The sequence below is a fragment of the Micromonospora sp. NPDC023966 genome (genome assembly GCF_040639095.1).
Taxonomy (GTDB): domain Bacteria; phylum Actinomycetota; class Actinomycetes; order Mycobacteriales; family Micromonosporaceae; genus Micromonospora.
The window spans coordinates 128,172-146,449 of sequence record NZ_JBEZZJ010000009.1 but is presented as its reverse complement, the minus strand read 5'-3'; the positions used below and the strand labels follow the sequence as shown (position 1 = coordinate 146,449).

Below are 18,278 nucleotides of genomic sequence, written 5' to 3'. Positions count from 1 at the left end.
TCGTGATTGCCGTGGTCACACTGCTCGCCGCACCGGCGGAACCCCTCACGAACGCCGGCAACACCCAGCTCGTCATCGCCGCCCTGCTCGGCATCGCCGCGGTGGTGGTGCTCATCGCCTGGGGCAAGGTGCACCCGTTCCTGTCCCTGATCCTCGGCGCGGCCGTGCTCGGCGTGGTCGCCGGGGTGAGCCCCGACAAGATCGTCACCTCGTTCAGCGGCGGGGTCGGCTCCACCGTCGGCGGCGTCGGCCTGCTGATCGCGCTCGGCGCGATGATCGGCGGTCTGCTCGCCGAGTCCGGCGGCGCCGACAGCATCGTGGAACGGGTGGTCGGCCGGGTCTCCGGCGGCGCGCTGCCCTGGGCCATGGCCGGCGTGGCCGCGCTGATCGGGCTCCCGCTCTTCTTCGAGGTCGGCGTGGTGCTGCTGGTGCCGATCGTGCTGCTGGTCTCCCGCCGGGTCGACGTGCCGCTCATGAAGATCGGCATCCCGGCGCTGGCCGGCCTGTCGGTGCTGCACGGCCTGGTTCCGCCGCACCCCGGCCCGCTGGTCGCGATCGACGCGCTCGGCGCCAACCTCGGCCAGACCCTGGCCCTGGGCCTGCTGGTGGCGATCCCGACGGTGATCATCGCCGGTCCGGTCTTCGGCAACTTCATCGCCCGCTACGTGCCGGCCACCGCGCCGGAGGCGCTGCTGCCCACCCGGCGGCCGCTCGCCGTCGGCGGGGACCGGCGACCGACCCGCCCCGGCGAGGGCCGGCTCGACGCCGACGGCGACCTGGTCACCGAGGACGACCTGGTCAACCCGGGCGCCGGGCGCCCCGGCGCGCCGATCGAAGAACCGGTGGGCCCGCGCGCCCGCCGGGAGCCGGCGCTCTGGGCCGCCGTGGTCACCGTGCTGCTGCCCGTGGTGCTGATGCTGCTGCGCGCGATCGGCGAGCTGACCCTGGCCGAGGACACCGCCGGCCGCAAGGCGCTGGACATCGTCGGCACTCCGATCGTCGCCCTGCTGGCCGGCGTCATCTTCGGGATGATCTTCCTGGGCTACGGGACCGGGTTCAGCCGCAACCAGGTCTCCGGCTTTCTGGGCGGCTCGCTGCCGGCGATCGCCGGCATCCTGCTGATCGTCGCCGCCGGTGGTGGCTTCAAGCAGGTGCTGGTCGACGCGGGCGTGGGCAACCTGGTCGCGGACGCCGCCGAGGGCGCGAACCTCTCCCCGCTGCTGCTGGGCTGGCTGGTCGCCGTCGGCATCCGGGTGGCCACCGGCTCGGCCACCGTCGCCACCATCACCGCCGCCGGCATCGTCTCGCCGCTGGCCGCCACTCTCCCGGGCTCCGAGGTGGCGCTGCTGGCGCTGGCCATCGGCTGCGGCTCGCTGTTCTTCTCGCACGTCAACGACGCCGGCTTCTGGCTGGTGAAGGAGTACTTCGGGCTGACCGTCGGGCAGACCATCAAGAGCTGGTCGGTGATGGAGACGATCATCTCGGTGGTCGGCTTCGCCGGCGTCCTCCTGCTGGATCTGATCCTCTAGCGGACGCTTGTCGCGCGGGCGCCCGGCCCGGCCGGTCGGGCGCCCGGGTCACGGGGCCTCGACGCCGGAGATGCGGAACTTGTGCACCTCCGCGCCGAGGATCATCGCCGCCTGCTCTCCGTCCGGGCCGGAGCCGCGGAAGTCGAGCAGTTGCTGGTCGGACTCCCACCGCTCGTAGACGTTGATCCGTCCCGGCTCGACCAGGTCCGCGCTGACCGCGAAGTCCACGCAACCCGGAGCCGAGCGGGCCGCCCGGACGACGTCGGTGCAGGAGGCCAGGTACGCGTCTCGCTGGGCCGGGTCGACGTAGAGGGTGCCGGCGACGATGAACAACGTGACCTCCGGAGGGTGAGCCGTCGGGCCCATCCTGGCACCCGGGGCGGATCAGGCCCGGCTGATCGCGTTGGCGTGGATCGCCTCGTTCAGGTACGCGGCCAGCCCCGGCCGGATCTTCTCGAAGTACGCGGTGAACCGCGGGTCAGCCACGTACATGTCGGCCAGCCCGGTGTGGATCTCGTACGAGCACTCGTAGAACCACCGGCTGATGAGCTGCCGGTGCTCCTCGGCCAGCGCCATGGCCTCCGCCGAGTCGGCCGGCGCGCCCGACTCCATGAGCGCGGTGATCCGCCGCCCCCACTCCTCGTTCTCGGCCTTGTTGCGCAGCCAATCCTCCTTCGAGTACCGGCCGACCCGCTCGGTCGACTGCCGGTACGCCTCGGTGCCGCCCCAGCGCCGCTCGGCCTCCTCGGCGTGCTCGTCGGGGTCGAAGTTGCCGAACACCTCGAACCGCTCCTCCGGGGTGAGCTGAATGTCCAATTTTCTCGCCTCCATCGCGAGTTCGATCGCCGCGACCATTTCCCGCAGCTTCCCGATCCGCCCGCTCAACAGCTCGTGCTGCCGACGCAGGTGCGGCAACGGGTCGCCGCTCGGGTCGTCGAGGATCTCGGCGATCTCCTCCAACGGGAACCCCAGCTCCCGGTAGGCCCGGATCAGCTGCAACCGTTCCAGGTCCGCGTCGTCGTAGCGGCGGTAGCCCGCTGCGGTGCGGCCGCTCGGCGAGAGCAGCCCGATCTCGTCGTAGTGGTGCAGCGTCCGGACCGTGACCCGGGCCGCCCGCGCCACCTGACCCACCGTGTACGCCATGGTTCCCTCCCTTCCGCGACAAGGCTCCCGCCTCCCGTTGCGTGAGGGTCAAGCCCGATTCTGCGGCGGGCGCGACCGGGCCGGCGGGAAACGGCGATCGCCCCGGTCTCCCGAGGGGGTGCGGGAGGCCGGGGCGATCGGAGCGGGTCAGGCGCTGACCCGCTCCTTCTCGGGGGCGGCGAACGTCTCGCTGGCCGGGGTGCGGAAGGCGTGCACCAGGCCGGCGACCGAGAGCAGCAGGAGCAGCGCCGCGCCGAGGTACATGGCCAGGGCGCCCTGCCCGGCCTTGCGGCCGAACTCGCTGAACCCGTACGAGGTGAGCAGCAGGCCGCGCAGCGTCTCGCCCTTGAACACGGTCTCCCGCTGGGCGCTGACGTCGGCGAGCTGCTTCTGCAGGTCGGCCAGGTTGGCGGCGTTGGCCTGCTCGGCCTGGGCCACCTGCTCGCGCAGCGCGGTCTGCGGCTCGCCCAGGTCGGCGTACGTCCTGCCGCCGCCGATCGACTTCAGGTGCCGGCCGATGTAGTCGTTTGCGTAGCACTCGGCCTGCTTGCCGCTGGTGAGCGGCTGGCCGGCGTACTCGCGCAGGCAGGCCGACTTCTTCTCCTCGTCGCTGAGCCGGTCGGCCGGCGTGAAGCTGATGTGCTGGGCGGCGAGCTGGTCGTGCACGTAGCGGTTGGCGAAGTTGGCGTTCGTCGTCAGGACGACGCCGACGACGAGCAGCAGGACCGCGAGGCCCAGCCCACCGATGCTGAACAACAGGTCGAGCGTCCGTCGCTTCATCTCTGGTCTCCTGTATGGATGGTGTCTCCGTTGCTTGCCGACACCATCGTGGCGGTGGAGTGGGCACCGCCGGCAGGGCCGAACCCCCCGTCCTGCCCGGGACCTTCGACCCTGCGCCGGCCGGGCCCGTCAGCGGGTCGCGTCGACCGGGGTGAGCGCGTGCAGCAGCTCGGCCAGGGCGACCGGGCGGCCGTAACGCCAGCCCTGGCCGTGCAGGCAGCCGATCGCGGTCACCGCGGCGTGCTGGCTGCCGGTCTCCACGCCCTCGGCGACCACGGCCAGGTCGAACGCGCCGGCCAGCCGGTTGACCATCTCCACCGTGGCGTACGCCCGCGGGTCGTCGGCGTCGAGCCGGGACACGAAGGACCGGTCGATCTTCAGCTCGGTGGCCGGGATCCGGTGCAGGTAGCTCAGCGAGGAGTAGCCGGTGCCGAAGTCGTCGATGGCGATGCCGACCCCGAGGTCGCGGAGCTGGGTCAGCCGGTCGAGCACCGCCTCGCTCCCCTCGATCAGCGCCGACTCGGTGAGTTCCAGGGTGAGCGCGCGGGGCGGCAGGCCGGCCGCGCCGACCGCCTCGGTGACCGTGGCGATCAGGTCGGGCCGGCGCAGGTGGGCGGCGGCGATGTTGACCGCGACGGTCACCTCGGGCGTGCGCTCCCGCCAGGCGGCCGCGGCCCGGCACGCCTCGTGGATCACCCACCGGTCGATGGCGATGATCAGGCCGGTCTCCTCGGCCAGCGGCAGGAACCGCGCCGGGGCGAGCACCCCGAGCCGGGGGTGCCGCCAGCGCACCAGCGCCTCGGCGCTGCGTACCGCGCCGGTGGGCAGGTCGACGATGGGCTGGAACTCCATGAGTAGCTGGCCCTCGTCGACCGCGCGGCGCAGGTCGGCGATCAGCTCGGCCCGGGTCACCGCCGACTCCCGCAGCTGCGGCGTGCAGGTCCGGTACACGGACTTGCCGGCCGCCTTCGCCGCGTACATGGCGATGTCGGCGTCGCGGAGCAGGTCGGTGTGGGAGGTGTGCTGCGGGCCGTACTCGGCGATGCCGATGCTGGCCGAGGGGTGTACGCCCAGGTCCTCCTCGCCGGGCAGCGGTTCGAGGGCGGCGAGCAGCCGGACGGCGAGCCGCTCGGGCGCCACCGGCCGGTCCCCGGCGACCAGCACGGCGAACTCGTCGCCGCCGAGCCGCGCGATCATCCCGTCCGGGCCGGTCGCGTCGTGCATCCGCTCCGCGATGGTGCTCAGCAGCCGGTCTCCGGCGGCGTGCCCGAAGCGGTCGTTGACCTGCTTGAACCCGTCGAGGTCGAGCAGCAGCACGGCGACCGGGCCGCCGTCGCGCAGGGCCCGGCGCAGCCGCCGGGTGAAGGTCAGCCGGTTGGGCAGGCCGGTGAGCTGGTCGGAGTATGCGAGCCGGCGCAGCCGGGCGACCAGCCGCAGGTTCTCGTTGGCGGCCAGCCCCTGCCGCACCGCGAGCACCCCGAGCAGCGTCATCATGCCGACGAAGATCAGGTGCGGGGTCTGCCCGGTGGGCCGCCGGGAGAGCACCACGGCGATGATCGCCCCGCCCACCGGCAGGTAGGGCAGGGCGACCCGCCACCACGGCGGCAGCGGCGACTCGCCGGTCTCCTCGTCTCCCGCGCAGGTGGGCGGCGGCGGGTAGCGGGTGGCGAGGCCGATCAGCAGGTAGCTCAGCGGCCAGCAGACGTCGATCGGGTGGCCGGGGGCGTAGGTGCCGTGCGCGACGAGGGAGACGTAGACGGCGTCGGCGCCGGCCCGGATGGCGAGGCCGACGCCGATCAGGGTGAGCGCCCGCCACATCGGACGGGCCGGCCCGGCGACCGCCACCAGGATGGTGAGCTGCATCAGGTCGAGCATCGGATAGAGCAGCCCGGCGGTGCGCAGCGGATCGGTCAGCTCGGCGTCGGCGAGGTCGCGGAACACCACCACCCAGCCGATCGGGATGAGGGCCAGCGCGACGATCACGCCGTCGAGCAGGGTGCGGGCCTGCCCGACCAGGCTGCGCGGGGCGGCCAGGGAGCAGAGCAGCGCGGCGGTGCCGGTGAGGATGCCGGCGGTGAACAGCCCGCCGACCAGCGGGGTGTGCGGCAGGTCGTGCCCGCCGAGCCGTTCGACCGTCCACACCGTCCGGCCGAGCGCAGCGAGGATCATGGTGGCCGCGAGCAGCGCCCAGAACCGGCGCAGCGGGGCCGGGTGCCGCCGGGCCACGCCCGTGCAGGCCACCGCCGCCCAGCTCGCCATCGTCACCGCGCCGAGGTCGCTGACCAGGGCCCCGCCCGGCAGGCCGGTGACCAGCCAGATCGCTTCCCCGGGTACGGCGAGGGCGGCCGCGACGAGCCCGACACGGCCGGAGAGCGGGCGACGGGCCGGCGCCACGGCGGCGAGGCTCACGTCCTGCTGGGGTACAACGATTCGCTCCGGCTCTCTCCCAGACGGGCACCCTCGACGATGAGGACCGGTTGCGGACGGCGATCGGCGCAAGCCTAGTCAGCCCTCGGGTGCCGCCGCCAGAGCCGATCGGCGTCGGTCACCACCCCTGCGGCCCAGGGTCCGCCGGGTCACGTCGGCGGTAGAGGGAGACGAGGACGCCGTAGCGGGGCTGGTCCGGGCCGGCCTCCTCGGCCTCGCCGACCAGCGTGTCGAGGGTGGCCCGCAGCCGCTCGGCCTGGGCCGGGGTGAGCCGCAGGTGGCGCAGGTGCAGCAGCGGGTCGGGGTCGCCGGCCAGTTCCTCGGCGACCGCGCCGAACAGCGCGGTGGTGGCGCCGGCGTCGGCGGTCTCGCCGACCAGGCGGCGGAAGGCGCGCTCGTGGTACTGCTCGGTGCCGCCGCGGACCTGGCGGGTGTGCGCGATGCGGACCATGCCGGCCTCGGTGAGCACCTTGAGGTGGTGGGCGACGGTGCCCTTGGCCGCGCCGAGCCCGGTGGCGAGCTGGCTGATGGTGGCCGGCCCGGGCCCGAGCGCGAAGAGCAGCCGGTGCCGGAACGGGTGGGCCAGCGCCTTGAACTGGGCCGGGGTGCGGACCTCCAGCTCGGGTTCGTGGTTCACCGCTAAAGCGTCTAATTCTCTTGACGCTTTGTCAACCGGCCTGCTCTACTCGGAACATGCGTCAGGATGAGACCACCGACATCATCGAGCGGGCCGCGAAGCTGGTCGCCGAGCAGTACGTCTTTCCCGAGGTGGCCGGCCGGATCGCCGCCCACCTCGGCGACCGCCTCCGCGCCGGCGCCTACGCCGACGCGAGCGACGCGGCGGCGCTCGGCGCGCTGGTCACCGCCGACCTGCAGGAGGCCAACGGTGACCTGCACCTGCGGCTCAAGCACCACGAGACCCCCCTTGCCGACATCGCCGACGACCCGGCCGAGGTGCAGTTCGTCCAGCTCGCCGCGCAGACCATGGGTGGCATGGCCCGGGTGGAGCGGCTGCCCGGCAACGTGGGGCTGCTGGAGATCGCGCCCTACCTCTTCCCGCCGCAGCTCGCCGGCGACCTCGTGGTAGCCGCGCTGCGGCTGCTCGCCGGCACCGACGCGCTCCTGCTCGACCTGCGCGGCAACCGGGGCGGCAGCCCCGACATGGTGGCCCTGGTCTGCGGCTGGTTCTTCGCCGAGCCGACCCACCTGCACACCATGCACGAGCGGGCCGGGGCCACCCACCAGTACTGGAGCGCCGCCTGGCTGCCCGTGCCCCGCTACGCGCCGGACAAGCCGGTGTTCGTGCTGACCGGCCCGGAGACGTTCTCCGGCGGCGAGGAGCTGGCGTACGACCTCCAGCAGCTCGGCCGGGCCACCGTGGTCGGCGAGCGGACCCGGGGCGGGGCGCACCCGCGGGTCGGGCACCGGCTGCACCCGCACCTGGAGCTGACCGTGCCGGTGGCCCGGCCGGTCAACGCGGTGAGCGGCACCAACTGGGAGGGCTGCGGGGTCGTCCCCGACGTGGAGACGCCGGCCGGGGCGGCGCGCGACGTCGCGTACCGGAGGGCTCTGGAGGCCTTGCTGGCGGCGGACCGTCAGGGGCCGGCGGCGGCCGAGGCGCGCGAGGCCCTGGCCACCCTCGGCTGAGCCCTGAGGGCTCAGGACCAGTCCTCCGCCGGGTCGGCGTCGACGGACGGGGCCGGGGCGTCGGGTGCGGGTGCCGTGGCCGGCGGGCCGCCGTGGGTCCAGGGGGTCTCCTCCGGGGCGGGGAAGCTCCCGGCCGGCAGGAAGCCGTCCGACAGGGTGGTGAGGCAGAGCCGCTCCCCCACCTCGGGCACGGTGCCCGGCGGGGCGGTCAGCCCGCGTCCCATCCCGCCGGAGAGCTCCAGGACCACCTCGGTCTTGCCGTCGGCGGCCGGGGTCCGGAAGACCACCTTCGCCTTCTGGCCGGGGCGGGCCGGCGAGTGGAGCGTCGCGCCCACCGGCACGAGCACCGGCTCGGTGGTGACCACCTGGATCCGCGGGCGCAGCATCGGCCGCTTGCCGGAGTCGTCCACCCGCTTCGGGTCGGCCAGCGTCACGTCGCCGACGAACGCCTCCCCGGTCAGCCGGTGCTCGGCCATCACCAGCGGGTCGTCGTAGGCGCGCTGCACCGCGTAGGAGGTGAGCGCCCGTTCCAGCCGGTGCAGGCGCACCGCCGCGGCCACCGCACCGTCCCGGCGCGGCTGCGGGCCGCCCCCGCCGTCGATGTGCTCGGCGTGCGCGGTGAAGGCGTCCTTGTCGCCGTCCCAGCGGCCGGCCACCCGCGCGCCGGGCGGCAGCGCCCGGAGCAACCCGACGCCGCGCCACATCAGCTCCCAGGTGGGCGTCAGCTGCTCGCGCAGCAGCCCTTCCAGCTCCGCGTACGCGGCCGCGCGCGCAACCTGGTCGTCACCGGCCCGGGTGTACGCCTCGATGGCCGGCGCGAGCCGGTGGTTGTCGAAGTCCGGGTCGGTGGCCGGGCCGGCGGGCGGGCAGCGGGCCGGGTCCTCGGCAAGGGCGGCGGCCTCGGCGCCGGTACGCCCGGGCGGCGGGTCGAGCCAACCCAGCAGCGCCGGCAGGTGCAGGTCCTCCACGGCGCTCTGCCCGGTCGCCCAGTGCAGGGTCAGCGCCTCGGTCAGCGCCACCAGCGCCGCCGAGCCGGGATGCTCGGCGCGCTCGGCGAAGAAGGTCAGCCAGCGGCCGAGCAGCGGCACCGACGGGTGCACCGGATGCTCCCCGTCCGGCCGGCGGAACCGGGTGGAGCGGCCGAACAGCCGCAGGAAGGTGATCCCGGCCGGGTTCGGCACCAGCAGCTGCGGGGCGTCGGCGTAGCGGTACCGGACGTCCTTGCCCCGGTCGATCGGCACCGCCTCGCTGACGCCCCGGAACCCGTCGAGGTACGGCAGCACGATCCCGGCCAGCTCGGCCGCGAACGCGAAGCGCTGGTCCCGGTTGCGGGGCTGCGGCACGATCAGCAGCCGGGCCTCGTCGGGCGCGGCGCCGACCAGGGCCGCGAGCGGGGCGTTCGCCTCGCCGGCCAGCGCGAGCGGCACCAGCACGAGCGGGCGGTCGGACAGGTGCAGGTGCCGGACGGTGGCCACCGGCTGGGCCACCCCGGCGGCGACCGCCTGCGCCTGGGCCAGCGCGCGCAGGGTGCTCACCGGGTGCTCCGGTCGGGGCGTCGGGCCGTCCTCATGCGGGGTGCCCGGCCAGGGCGTCGGCGCGCAGGCGCGCGGCGGCGCGCAGCAGGGCGGCGGCCTCCGCCTGCTCCGGTTCGGGGGCGCGAACGCCCTCGGCGAGCGCCAGCACGTCGGCCACCTCGGCGACGCCGCCCAGCGCCTCGCGGACCGGCCGGCCCAGCGCGCCGGTGTGGCCGCGCGCCTCGTGCCGGCAGAAGTAGGCCAGCTCGCAGGCGGCCAGGCAGTCGGGCGCGTAGTTGGCCGGTACGCCGGTGAGCGCGCCGGCCAGCGCGGCCGGGTCGGCGGTCAGGTCGGCGGTGAACCCGGCCGGCACGGCGGTGAGCAGGTCGTCGATCCGGGCCGTCCGGTCGAGCTGGCGGCGCAGCACCAGCAACTGCTTGCGCACGTCGAGCAGGCTGGCCACCGGCCGGTTGGCGAAGTCGCGCGGGCAGACCAGCACCACCTCGTGCGAGACGAGGTCCGGATCCTGCCCCTCGGCGGCGAGCAGCTCGCGCAGCGCCAGCACGTAGACGGCGGACTGGATCGCGGCCGCGGCGACCTTGGCCGGGTCGGCCTGGCCGTCGATGATCGGGAAGGACTTGATCTCCACGACGTGGAAGCGGCCGGCGAGCCGGGCGGCCACCAGGTCCGGTTCCAGGTTCACCCGGCGGCCGGCGACGTCCAGGCCGAGCAGCGGATGGTCGAAGAGCGCCGGGCCGTCCCCGGACGCGGTCAGCGCGGCGCGGGACCGCTCCGGCCGGTCCTCGTCGCCGCCCAAGTCGGTCCAGGTGGCGCCGTCCGGCACCGGTACGCCCAGCCGCTCCGCGACCAGGCGCAGCAGTTCCGCCCCGCCGTCGGCCTTCACCTGGGCCTCGAACGCGTTGCCGCGGGTGATGGCGAAGCGGGACTGACCGAACCGGGCCGGGAAGCCGATCCGCTCGGCCAGCTTCGGCTTGTCGACCCCGGCGCTGTCCAGCACGGCGCGGCGGGTGCAGCCGGGGTTGCCGGTCAGCGCGGCGATGGTGCGGGCGTTGTGCCGCCGGGGCGGCACGCCACCCCGGATCTCGGCCAGGCGCTGCGCGGTCTCCGTCACGACAGCCCACCCTAGCGGTGGAAGGACGGGCCCCCTGTTGACGCCGGCGGTCGAGAAGGGTTTCCTTCTGACCGTCGGGCCGGAGCGGGGTCAGCGGCCGGCGGAGCGGTTCCAGGGGGAGCGGGGTGACTGGGCGCCGGCCGTGGGCCGGGTGCGGCGGCGGTGCCGGCGACCGGGCGTGCAGGGCGGCCGGGAGACGGTGTGCACCGGCGCGGCCGGCGGGGTGACCGGCTGGCGGCCGATCAGCCAGCAGAGGAAGCGCGCCACGGTCAGCCGACCGGGAGGCGCTCGGCCTCGGCCCGGGAGACGTCGTACTGCGCGCCACAGAACGTGCACTGCTGCGCGTAGCGGGTGCGCACCGGGATCAACGGGATGAAGAAGAGGGTGAACTTCGTGGCCCGCCGGGTGATGACCTGGGCGGCCCGGTTGCCGCAGTTGCGACAGACCTGGGTGACCACGCCGGACCGGTCGACCTTGGTCCGGAGCCCGAAGATGAAGAACATCGCCCGGCATTACCCCGCCGGGCCCCGAAAATCACCACCAAAAATTTCTGCCGCCGCTGTCCGGATGCGCGGCCGGTGTTCGTCAGGGTGGATGAAGGCACGACCGACAGGAGTGAAGCGATGAAGTACATGATGCTCGTCTGCACCGACACCCAGCCCGACCGGAACCCGGACGCGGCGCCCGACATCGAGAAGTGGGTGGCCGAGCGGGACGCCAACGGCCAGCGGCTGACCGGCAGCCGGTTCGCGCCTGCGTCGGCCGCCACCACCGTCCGGGTCCGCGACGGCGAACTGCTGCTGAGCGACGGCCCGTTCGCCGAGACCAAGGAGGTCATCGTGGGCTTCGACCTGCTGGAGTGCGCCGACCTGGACGAGGCCGTCGAGGTGGCCCGCGCCCACCCGATGGCGTACGCCGGGCGCATCGAGCTGCGTCCGCTGGTCGAGGACTGATCCGGATGACCGACGCGGCCGGGGCGGTCGCCGACGCGGGCGCCGAGGCGTACCCGCGGATCGTGGCCGCCCTGATCCGCGTCACCGGCGACTGGACCCTCGCCGAGGACTGCGCCCAGGAGGCCCTCGCGGCGGCGCTGGAGCGCTGGCCCCGCACCGGCGTGCCGGACAACCCCGGCGGGTGGCTCATGACCACCGCGCGCAACCGGGCCGTGGACGTGCTGCGCCGGGCCACCGTGGAACGCCGCAAGCTGCGCGACCTGGCGCTGCTCACCGACCCCGCACCCGCGCGACCGGAGGGAGACGTGGTGGACGACCGGCTCCGGCTCATCTTCACCTGCTGCCACCCGGCGCTGGCGCTGGAGGCCCGGGTCGCGTTGACCCTGCGCACGGTGGCCGGCGTGCCGACCGCCGACATCGCCCGCGCCTTCCTGGTCACCGAGTCGACCATGACCCGACGGCTCACCCGGGCCAAGACCCGGATCGCCACAGCCGGCGTCCCGTACCGGGTGCCGACCGGGCCCGCGCTGGTCGAGCGCCTGCCGGGCGTGCTGGGCGTGCTCTACCTGCTCTTCACCCGGGGGTACGACGCCGACGGCGAGCCGGCGTTCGCCGCCGAGGCGATCCGGCTGGCCCGGCTGCTGCACACGCTGCTACCGGACCAGCCCGAGGCGGCCGGGCTGCTCGCCCTGTTCCTGCTGCACCACTCCCGCTGGGCGACCCGCCGCGACCCGGCCGGCGACCTGCTCACCCTCGACCAGCAGGACCGCACCCGGTGGGACCCGGCCGCCATCGCCGAGGGCGTCGCGCTGCTGGACCGGGCCGGCGACGGCCCGTACGCCCTCCAGGCCCGGATCGCCGCCGCGCACGCCACCGCCCCGACCGCCGCCGAGACCGACTGGCCGGCCATCGCCCGCTGCTACGACGCGCTGGCCCAGGTGCACCCGACCCCGGTGGTGCGGCTCAACCGGGCGGTGGCCCACGGGTACGCGTACGGCCCCGACGCCGGGCTGGCCCTGCTCGCCGAGGCCCGGGAGGGCGGGGCGCTGGACGACTACCCGCCGGCGACGGCCGCCGAGGCCGAGTTGACCGCCCGCCGCGGCGACCCGGTACGCGCCGCCGTGCTGTTCCGGGCCGCCGCCGACGCGGTCCGCTCCGACCCGGAGCGGCGGGCACTGCTCCGCCGGGCCGCCGAGCTGTCGCCGTGAAGCGTCAGGAGGGGCCCCTCCTACACCTGAGGCGTTAAGAAGGGGCCCCTCTTGACCTTGACCGCACCGCGGCTCAGGCGTTGCTCGGCATCTCCACGTCGAGCCAGATCGGCTGCCAGTCGGCCACCTCGTGGAAGCGGCGCAGCTCGGCGAGCCCGGCCACGCTCCCGGTCCAGGCCGCGTACGGCGGGTTGCTCTCGTCGAAGCCGGACTGCACGAAGGTCAGCTTCGTCCGGCCGCCGGACTCGGCCAGTTCCCAGGTGCTGACGCCGGTCGGGCCCCAGTCGACGGAGAGCGCCCGGCCCGGCGTGAGGTCGACCACCTTGGCCGCGTAGCCGGCGTCGAAGCCGCCCATGGCGTAGCGGCCGCCCACCCAGGGCTCGATGCCGATGGGGAAGCCGAACCAGGCGCTGGCCTGCTCCGAGTTGGTCAGCGAGGTCCACACCTTGTCCATCGGCGCGTCGATCAGCACCTCGCCGCGCAGGTCGGCGGAGGTGAAGTCGGTGCGCGGCAGCAGCGGACGCCCCTCCAGGTGGGCGTTGAGGTTGGCGATCGCGAGCGCCCAGAAGGTCTGCAGGACGCCCCGGATGCTGCTGCCGCTCATCGCCTCCTCGAAGCTGAAGTGGCTCTGCCGCAGGGTCAGCACGGTGCTGCCGTCCTCCGGCGTCAGCTCGAACTCGGTGGTGGTCTCCACCCCGTCGAGCGTCCAGGCGAAGCGCAGCGTCCGCTCGTCGGCGTGCAGCAGGCGCTGGTGCGGGGCGTCGCCCTCGGGCGTGTAGCGGCCCCAGAACGCGTAGCGCCGCGGCAGGTCGACCTCGGCGTGCTCGGCGAGCCAGACGCGCACCTCGGCCGGGTCGGTCAGCGCGCGGCGCACGGTCTCGACGGGTGCGGCGAGGCGGGCCCGGACGGTCAGCAGGTCACTCATGGTTTTCGTCCTTCGGGTAGCAGGCCACGGCGAGTTTGAAGGCGTCTCCCTCGGCGCCGCCGTAGCGGGTGAACAGGTCCTGCAGCGTCGACTGCAGGTCGTGCAGGAACTCCTGCCGCCGCTCGGCGGGGACCCGGATCTCGCCGGAGACCCCGATCGACGGCAGTTCGGGTGCGGTGCGGTCCAGCGCGGCGATGTCGGCCTGGACCTCCTCCATGAGGTCGAGCAGGTATCCCAGGCTCAGCTCGTCCTGCGCCCGGCGTGCCCCGCCGATCCGGCCGACCAGCCGGGGCGAGAGCCAGTAGGACCGGGCGACGGCCTGGTAGATGCCCTCGCTGATGCCGCGCACCCGCCGCTCGGCGACCTGCTCGGCCAGCCCGGCGGCGACCAGTTGCTTGACGTGGTAGTAGACGCGCTGCGGCGTCTGCCCCAGCCGGGTGGCGATCTCGGTGCAGGTGCGGGGCTCGGCGAGCTGCCGCAGCACCTCGATGCGCTGCGGCTTGAGCAGGGCTTCGGCCTGCTCGCGCTGTTCCAGGTACAGGACGTCTCTCATGGCAAAATCAGTTTGAACGTACAAAACTTCTTTGTCAATGGGTTCGACGAAAGGCCGCGCGGATCGCGCGGCCTTTCGTGCGGCCTACTTGCCCAGGACGATGACGTGGGCCGGTGGCTCCACCTTCACCGGCAGGCCGTAGCCCGAGAACTCGATGACCACCGCCAGGTGCCAGGTGTGGTTGTCCCGCGCCGGCCTGCTGGTCCGGTCGTAGGAGACCCGGGCGATCCGGTCGTCCGCCCCGATCCGCACCTCACCCTCGAACCTGTCGGCCAGGACCTCCGGGGACGGCTTCGTCAGCGCGAGTTCGAAGTGGTAGACCCCGGATGACCTCTCCGTCACCGTGGCACCGGCCTGGCCCAGCACCCGGAACAGCTCCTCGGGGCTCGCCGAGGCGCCCAGGCTGCCGCCCATCGCCGTGTCGAGGTCGAGGTGGTCGTACCGGCCCTCCTCCCGCGACCAGGCGAGCTTCCGGCCGCTCCGGTCGCTGCCGTCGATCGCGGCGCGGTACCGGACCCCGCCGACCAGCTTCTCCCCCGACCAGCCCGACACCACGGAGGGACGCGACTTTCCCTCCCACGGCGAGTTCCAGTAGCCGGTGTCGGTCGCCGGGTCGAAGGCACCCTCGGTGACCCACGTGTCGGCCACCCACGCGGACAGCTTCCCCGGCTTGGCGGACCCGTCCCTGGTGGTGATCTTCACCCGGTAGCTCACGTTCTGGCTGGCCGCGGCCGCGGCCGCGAGCCGCATCCGCGGCGCGTCGCCGGCCGCCGTCGCGGGACCGGCCACGACCGGTGCTGGCGCGCCGCCGTCGCCGGCCGGCGTCCCGCCGCCCACGGTCACCACCGCGGTCACCGCCCCGGCCACCCCGACCACCCCGGCCGCGTACGCGGTGCGGTGCAGGGCGGTGCGCCGCCGGTGCCGGCGGGTGGCCGCGCCGAGCACGTCACGGGTGGGCGTCAGGCCGGTCACCCGGTCCCGCATCCCGGCAATGAGCTGGTCCTCGAGGTCGGTGGTCATCTGCGTGCTCCGTTCATCCCGGCGCCTTCGAGCGCCCAGTCGGCGGTGAGTTCACGTAGCCGGGTGAGCCCCCGGGAGGCGGTCGACTTGACCGTGCCGACCGAGCAGCCGAGCAGCTCGGCGGCCTCCGCCTCGCTCAACTGCTCCCAGTAGCGGAGCACGAGCACGGCGCGCTGCCGGGGCGGCAGCAGGCCGAGCGCCTGCACGAGCGCTTGCCGCAGGTGCAGCACGTCGGTGCCGTCCGGCTGGCCCGGCGGTTCGACCTCCGCCAGCACCTCCGGCCGGCGCCGGCGCAGCCGCCACCGGTCCACCGCCAGGTGGTACAGGGTGCGGCGCAGGTAGCCCTCCGGGTCGCCGTGCACCCGGTGCCAGTTCCGCATCAGCCGTTCCAGCGCCGCCTGCACCAGGTCCTCCCCGGCGACGCGGCTACCGGTCAGCAGCACCGCCGTCGCGAGCAGGGCATCGCCCCGCTCGGCGACGAGGACCTCCAGCCCGTCGAAGCGTTTCTTCCGCCACACCGGCTCTCCTCTCGTCGTCACCAAGGACGACGGGACACGCCCGGAGGTTGACCGGCCGGACCGCCCGGTTTCACGACGAGAGGCCGCGCGGACCGCGCGGCCTCTCGTGGGATCGGAACCCGTCAGGGCGTCCAGTCGGGACGCAGCGGGTAACCGTTCACCCCCTGCGGACCGTTGTGCGTGGCGAGCACCTGGTGCAGTTGGATGCCGTTGCGCTCGAAGGCCATCCGGGAGCCGGCCATGTAGAGCCCCCAGACCCGGGCGGTGCCCGGGCCGACCTCGTCGACGCAGAAGTCCCAGTGCTCGACGAGGTTGCGGCACCAGCCGGCCAGGGTCAGCGCGTAGTGCTTGCGCAGGTTCTCCTCGTGGTGCACCTCCAGCCCGGCGTCGTGGATCTCGCTGATCAGCCGGCCCGGGCCGGCCAGCTCGCCGTCCGGGAAGACGTACCGGTCGATGAACGCGCCGGAGCGATGCGGGGCCCGGTTGTCCGCCCGGGTGATGCAGTGGTTGAGCAGGCGGCCGCCGGGCTTGAGGCGGCTGCGCAACGCCCCGAAGTAGGCCGGGTAGTTGCGCACCCCGATGTGCTCGGTCAGCCCGATCGAGGAGATCGCATCGAACTGCTCGCGCGGGGCGTCCCGGTAGTCCAGGTGGCGCACCTCGGCGAGGTCGCCCAGCCCCTCCCGCTCGATCGCCGCCTGCGCCCACTCGGCCTGCGCCCGCGACAGGGTCACGCCGAGCGCCTTGACGCCGTATTCGCGGGCCGCGTGCCGGACCATGCCGCCCCAGCCGCAGCCGACATCGAGCAGCCGCATACCCGGCTTCAGCGCCAGCTTGCCGGCGACCAGGTCGTACTTGGAGCGCTGCGCCTCCTCCAGGGTGTCGGTGGGGCTGCGGAAGACCGCGCAGGTGTACGTCATCGACGGGCCGAGCACCTTCTCGTAGAAGGCGTTGGAGACGTCGTAGTGGTGGGAGATCGCGTTGCTGTCCCGGGTGCGGGAGTGGCGCAGCCCGTTCATCACCCGCTTCCAGCGCGGCGCGGCCTCCTGCGGCGGGGGCGGCGGCGGCAGCAGTCGCTCCCAGCCGAGCCCCTTGACCAGGGCCAGCGCCTCGGCCACCGGCGGCATCCGCAGCGGCATCTCGTCCTTGAGCACCCGCAACGCCTCGTACGGGTCGCCCGGGTGGACGCCCTCCAGCCCGAGGTCGCCGCTCACGTAGGCCCGGGCCATGCCCAGGTCTCCCGGGGCGGTGAGCAGGTAGGACAGCCCGCGTTCGGAGCGGATCGCCAGGGTGATCCCCGCGTCGGCCGGGCCGACGGCGCTGCCGTCGTATCCGGTGATGCGCACGGGCAGGTCGCCCGTGGTGACCGCGCGGATCACATCCGCCACGGTCGGTCCGGTCCGCCGGCCCCCCGCCGGCGGTCCCGCCGGGGCACTCGCCGCCCCGGGTGTTCGGTCGGTCAGACTCATGCTCTCGCTACCGCCTTCTCGTACAGTCCGGTGAGCCGGTGGTCAGGGTCGTAGCGTTCCTTCACGGCGCGCCAGGTCTCCCCGCCGTAGAGCCGGTCGAACGCCGCCCGGTCGTAGTACGCGTCGGAGTAGAGCGACTTGTGCCCGCCCGCCTCCGACACCGCGTGCTCGATCTCCCGGTTGACGTCGCCGTCGGCGGCGCCCTCGGCGATCGGCACGCTCCCCCAGAAACCGATGTTCACATAGGTTTCGCCCGGTTGGAGGGGATACAGCGGCCAGGCCCGGGCGGATCCCGGGCCGGCCGGCTCCCGCAGCCGCAGCGGGCAGAGCCACACCGGCGTCATCCGCACCGTCTGGGCGAACCAGCGCAGGAAGTCGGCGGTGCCGGCGAGCGGGATCTCCACGTCCTGCACCACCCGCTCCCGGGCCGGCCGGCCCCGCCAGCGGTCGACCCGGGCGGCCACCTGGTGCCGGTGCTCCAGCCGGACGAGCCGGTGGTAGAAGTCGCTGCGCCGGTAGCGCTGCGGCCAGAGCCGGCGGACCACCGGGTGCTGCACCCCGAACGCGGCGGAGCACCAGAACCAGTCGGTGTCCCAGCGCCACAGGTAGTCGTAGGTGGTGAGCACGTCCCGGGTGCGCCGGCGCAGCGAGCGGTAGTAGATGTCCTGACCGGTGTAGTCGCTCGGCCGGCCGTCGGCCTCGTCGGTGAACGTGGCGAGCACCAGGTACGCCTCGCCGGGGCTGAACATCACCCCGTCCATCCCGTCGACCGGCTCGCCCTCCCAGGAGCCCTTGGCGACCACCTCGGCGATCGCGTCGGTCAGCTCCTCCAGCCGGCTGAACCGAATGTTGCGCAGCGCCACGTAGCGGCGGACCGGTTGCAGCTCGATGCGCAGCCGGGTCGAGTAGCCGAGGCTGCCCAGCGAGTTGGGGAAGGCCCGGAAGAGGTCGGCGTGCTCGCCCACCGGCCGGGCGGTGACCAGGTCGCCGGACCCGGTGAGGATGTCCAGCTCGGTCACCGACTCGTGCGGCAGGCCGTTGCGGAACGAGGTGGACTCGATGCCCAGCCCGGTCACCGCGCCGCCCAGGGTGATCGTGCGCAGCTGCGGCACGACCAGCGGCATGAGGTTGTGCGGCAGGGTGGCGTCGACCAGGTCCTCGTAGGTGCACATGCCCTGCACGTCGGCGGTCCGGGCGTCCGGGTCGACGGAGAGCACCCCGGTCAGGCCGCTCACGTCCAGGCCGGGGGTGCGCGGCGCGGATCGGGGTCGGAAGAGGTTGGAGGTCCGCTTGGCCAGCCGTACGGGTTCTCCGGCGGGCACCGCGGCGTACGAGCGCCGCAGCGCGTCCACCGCCCGCTCATGATCACGGACAGCGTGCATGAGATCACCTTACGCCTGGGTACGACAATTCGTGGGATGTCCACGGTGGCCTTTTCGAGGCCGTCCGAAGATCGGCGGGTT

Annotated in this window: 19 protein-coding genes; 4 read left to right on the top strand and 15 right to left on the bottom strand. The window is 74.0% G+C overall.

The genetic code is table 11. The features are described 5' to 3' along the window. The first annotated feature begins 11 nt into the window (after nt 1-11). Entirely contained in the window at nt 12-1,529 is a 1,518-nt protein-coding gene (locus AB0F68_RS15300) for an SLC13 family permease (protein WP_357337687.1), read from the top strand. A 48-nt stretch (nt 1,530-1,577) separates the two neighbouring features. Here AB0F68_RS15300 and AB0F68_RS15295 read toward each other — a convergent pair whose 3' ends face one another. The 5 genes from AB0F68_RS15295 to AB0F68_RS15275 all read right to left on the bottom strand — a co-directional run bounded on the left by AB0F68_RS15295 (nt 1,578) and on the right by AB0F68_RS15275 (nt 6,516). After that, a complete protein-coding gene (locus AB0F68_RS15295) occupies nt 1,578-1,895 on the bottom strand; it encodes an antibiotic biosynthesis monooxygenase family protein (protein WP_357337684.1) in 318 nt (105 codons plus the stop codon). A gap of 18 nt (nt 1,896-1,913) precedes the next feature. Then, nucleotides 1,914-2,672 (bottom strand): MerR family transcriptional regulator, encoded by a 759-nt coding sequence (locus AB0F68_RS15290; protein ID WP_357337681.1) that lies wholly within the window; start codon nt 2,670-2,672, stop codon nt 1,914-1,916. 147 nt (nt 2,673-2,819) lie between these two features. Beyond that, nucleotides 2,820-3,452 carry a hypothetical protein gene (locus AB0F68_RS15285; RefSeq protein WP_357337679.1) on the bottom strand — a complete coding sequence of 211 codons (633 nt, stop codon included), beginning with the start codon at nt 3,450-3,452 and terminating at the stop codon, nt 2,820-2,822. Between the two features lie 129 nt (nt 3,453-3,581). Then, complete coding sequence (locus AB0F68_RS15280) at nt 3,582-5,861, bottom strand: EAL domain-containing protein (protein WP_357337676.1); 2,280 nt, start codon at nt 5,859-5,861, stop codon at nt 3,582-3,584. Between the two features lie 136 nt (nt 5,862-5,997). Next, nucleotides 5,998-6,516: a helix-turn-helix domain-containing protein gene (locus AB0F68_RS15275; RefSeq protein ID WP_357337673.1), complete on the bottom strand. Its 519-nt coding sequence runs from the start codon at nt 6,514-6,516 to the stop codon at nt 5,998-6,000. A 56-nt stretch (nt 6,517-6,572) separates the two neighbouring features. Between AB0F68_RS15275 and AB0F68_RS15270 the strand changes: the two genes are divergently transcribed. After that, nucleotides 6,573-7,526 (top strand): S41 family peptidase, encoded by a 954-nt coding sequence (locus tag AB0F68_RS15270; RefSeq protein ID WP_357337670.1) that lies wholly within the window; start codon nt 6,573-6,575, stop codon nt 7,524-7,526. Between the two features lie 11 nt (nt 7,527-7,537). On the opposite strand, the gene AB0F68_RS15265 is transcribed toward AB0F68_RS15270, so the two are convergent. The 4 genes from AB0F68_RS15265 to AB0F68_RS15250 form a co-directional block, all read right to left on the bottom strand. Continuing rightward, the gene (locus AB0F68_RS15265; protein WP_357337667.1) at nt 7,538-9,061 is read right to left on the bottom strand and encodes a hypothetical protein; all 1,524 of its coding nucleotides are present in this window, start codon (nt 9,059-9,061) and stop codon (nt 7,538-7,540) included. 31 nt (nt 9,062-9,092) lie between these two features. Then, on the bottom strand, nt 9,093-10,172 hold the full coding sequence (locus AB0F68_RS15260; protein WP_357337665.1) for a hypothetical protein: 1,080 nt from the start codon (nt 10,170-10,172) through the stop codon (nt 9,093-9,095). A 90-nt stretch (nt 10,173-10,262) separates the two neighbouring features. Further along, nucleotides 10,263-10,439 (bottom strand): hypothetical protein, encoded by a 177-nt coding sequence (locus AB0F68_RS15255; RefSeq protein WP_357337662.1) that lies wholly within the window; start codon nt 10,437-10,439, stop codon nt 10,263-10,265. A gap of 2 nt (nt 10,440-10,441) precedes the next feature. Continuing rightward, nucleotides 10,442-10,675, bottom strand: a complete 234-nt coding sequence (locus AB0F68_RS15250) for a zinc ribbon domain-containing protein (protein ID WP_262281738.1) — start codon at nt 10,673-10,675, stop codon at nt 10,442-10,444. A 129-nt stretch (nt 10,676-10,804) separates the two neighbouring features. On the opposite strand from AB0F68_RS15250, the gene AB0F68_RS15245 reads away from it, so the two are divergent. Next, on the top strand, nt 10,805-11,125 hold the full coding sequence (locus AB0F68_RS15245; RefSeq protein WP_357337804.1) for a YciI family protein: 321 nt from the start codon (nt 10,805-10,807) through the stop codon (nt 11,123-11,125). Nucleotides 11,126-11,130: 5 nt separating this feature from the next. Continuing rightward, the gene (locus tag AB0F68_RS15240) at nt 11,131-12,333 is read left to right on the top strand and encodes a sigma-70 family RNA polymerase sigma factor (protein ID WP_357337657.1); all 1,203 of its coding nucleotides are present in this window, start codon (nt 11,131-11,133) and stop codon (nt 12,331-12,333) included. A gap of 73 nt (nt 12,334-12,406) precedes the next feature. On the opposite strand, the gene AB0F68_RS15235 is transcribed toward AB0F68_RS15240, so the two are convergent. From AB0F68_RS15235 to AB0F68_RS15210, 6 genes are all read right to left on the bottom strand, one after another. Continuing rightward, the gene (locus AB0F68_RS15235) at nt 12,407-13,258 is read right to left on the bottom strand and encodes an SRPBCC domain-containing protein (RefSeq protein ID WP_357337654.1); all 852 of its coding nucleotides are present in this window, start codon (nt 13,256-13,258) and stop codon (nt 12,407-12,409) included. Continuing rightward, entirely contained in the window at nt 13,251-13,811 is a 561-nt protein-coding gene (locus AB0F68_RS15230; RefSeq protein ID WP_313722899.1) for a helix-turn-helix domain-containing protein, read from the bottom strand. Before AB0F68_RS15230 ends, AB0F68_RS15235 begins: the two co-directional genes overlap by 8 nt. A gap of 84 nt (nt 13,812-13,895) precedes the next feature. Continuing rightward, the gene (locus AB0F68_RS15225) at nt 13,896-14,831 is read right to left on the bottom strand and encodes a hypothetical protein (RefSeq protein ID WP_357337631.1); all 936 of its coding nucleotides are present in this window, start codon (nt 14,829-14,831) and stop codon (nt 13,896-13,898) included. Then, nucleotides 14,828-15,349 carry a SigE family RNA polymerase sigma factor gene (locus tag AB0F68_RS15220; RefSeq protein WP_357337622.1) on the bottom strand — a complete coding sequence of 174 codons (522 nt, stop codon included), beginning with the start codon at nt 15,347-15,349 and terminating at the stop codon, nt 14,828-14,830. Before AB0F68_RS15220 ends, AB0F68_RS15225 begins: the two co-directional genes overlap by 4 nt. A 122-nt stretch (nt 15,350-15,471) precedes the next feature. Continuing rightward, on the bottom strand, nt 15,472-16,815 hold the full coding sequence (locus AB0F68_RS15215) for a class I SAM-dependent methyltransferase (protein WP_357337620.1): 1,344 nt from the start codon (nt 16,813-16,815) through the stop codon (nt 15,472-15,474). Further along, complete coding sequence (locus tag AB0F68_RS15210; protein WP_357337617.1) at nt 16,812-18,197, bottom strand: FAD-binding oxidoreductase; 1,386 nt, start codon at nt 18,195-18,197, stop codon at nt 16,812-16,814. Before AB0F68_RS15210 ends, AB0F68_RS15215 begins: the two co-directional genes overlap by 4 nt. Nucleotides 18,198-18,278: the final 81 nt, after the last annotated feature.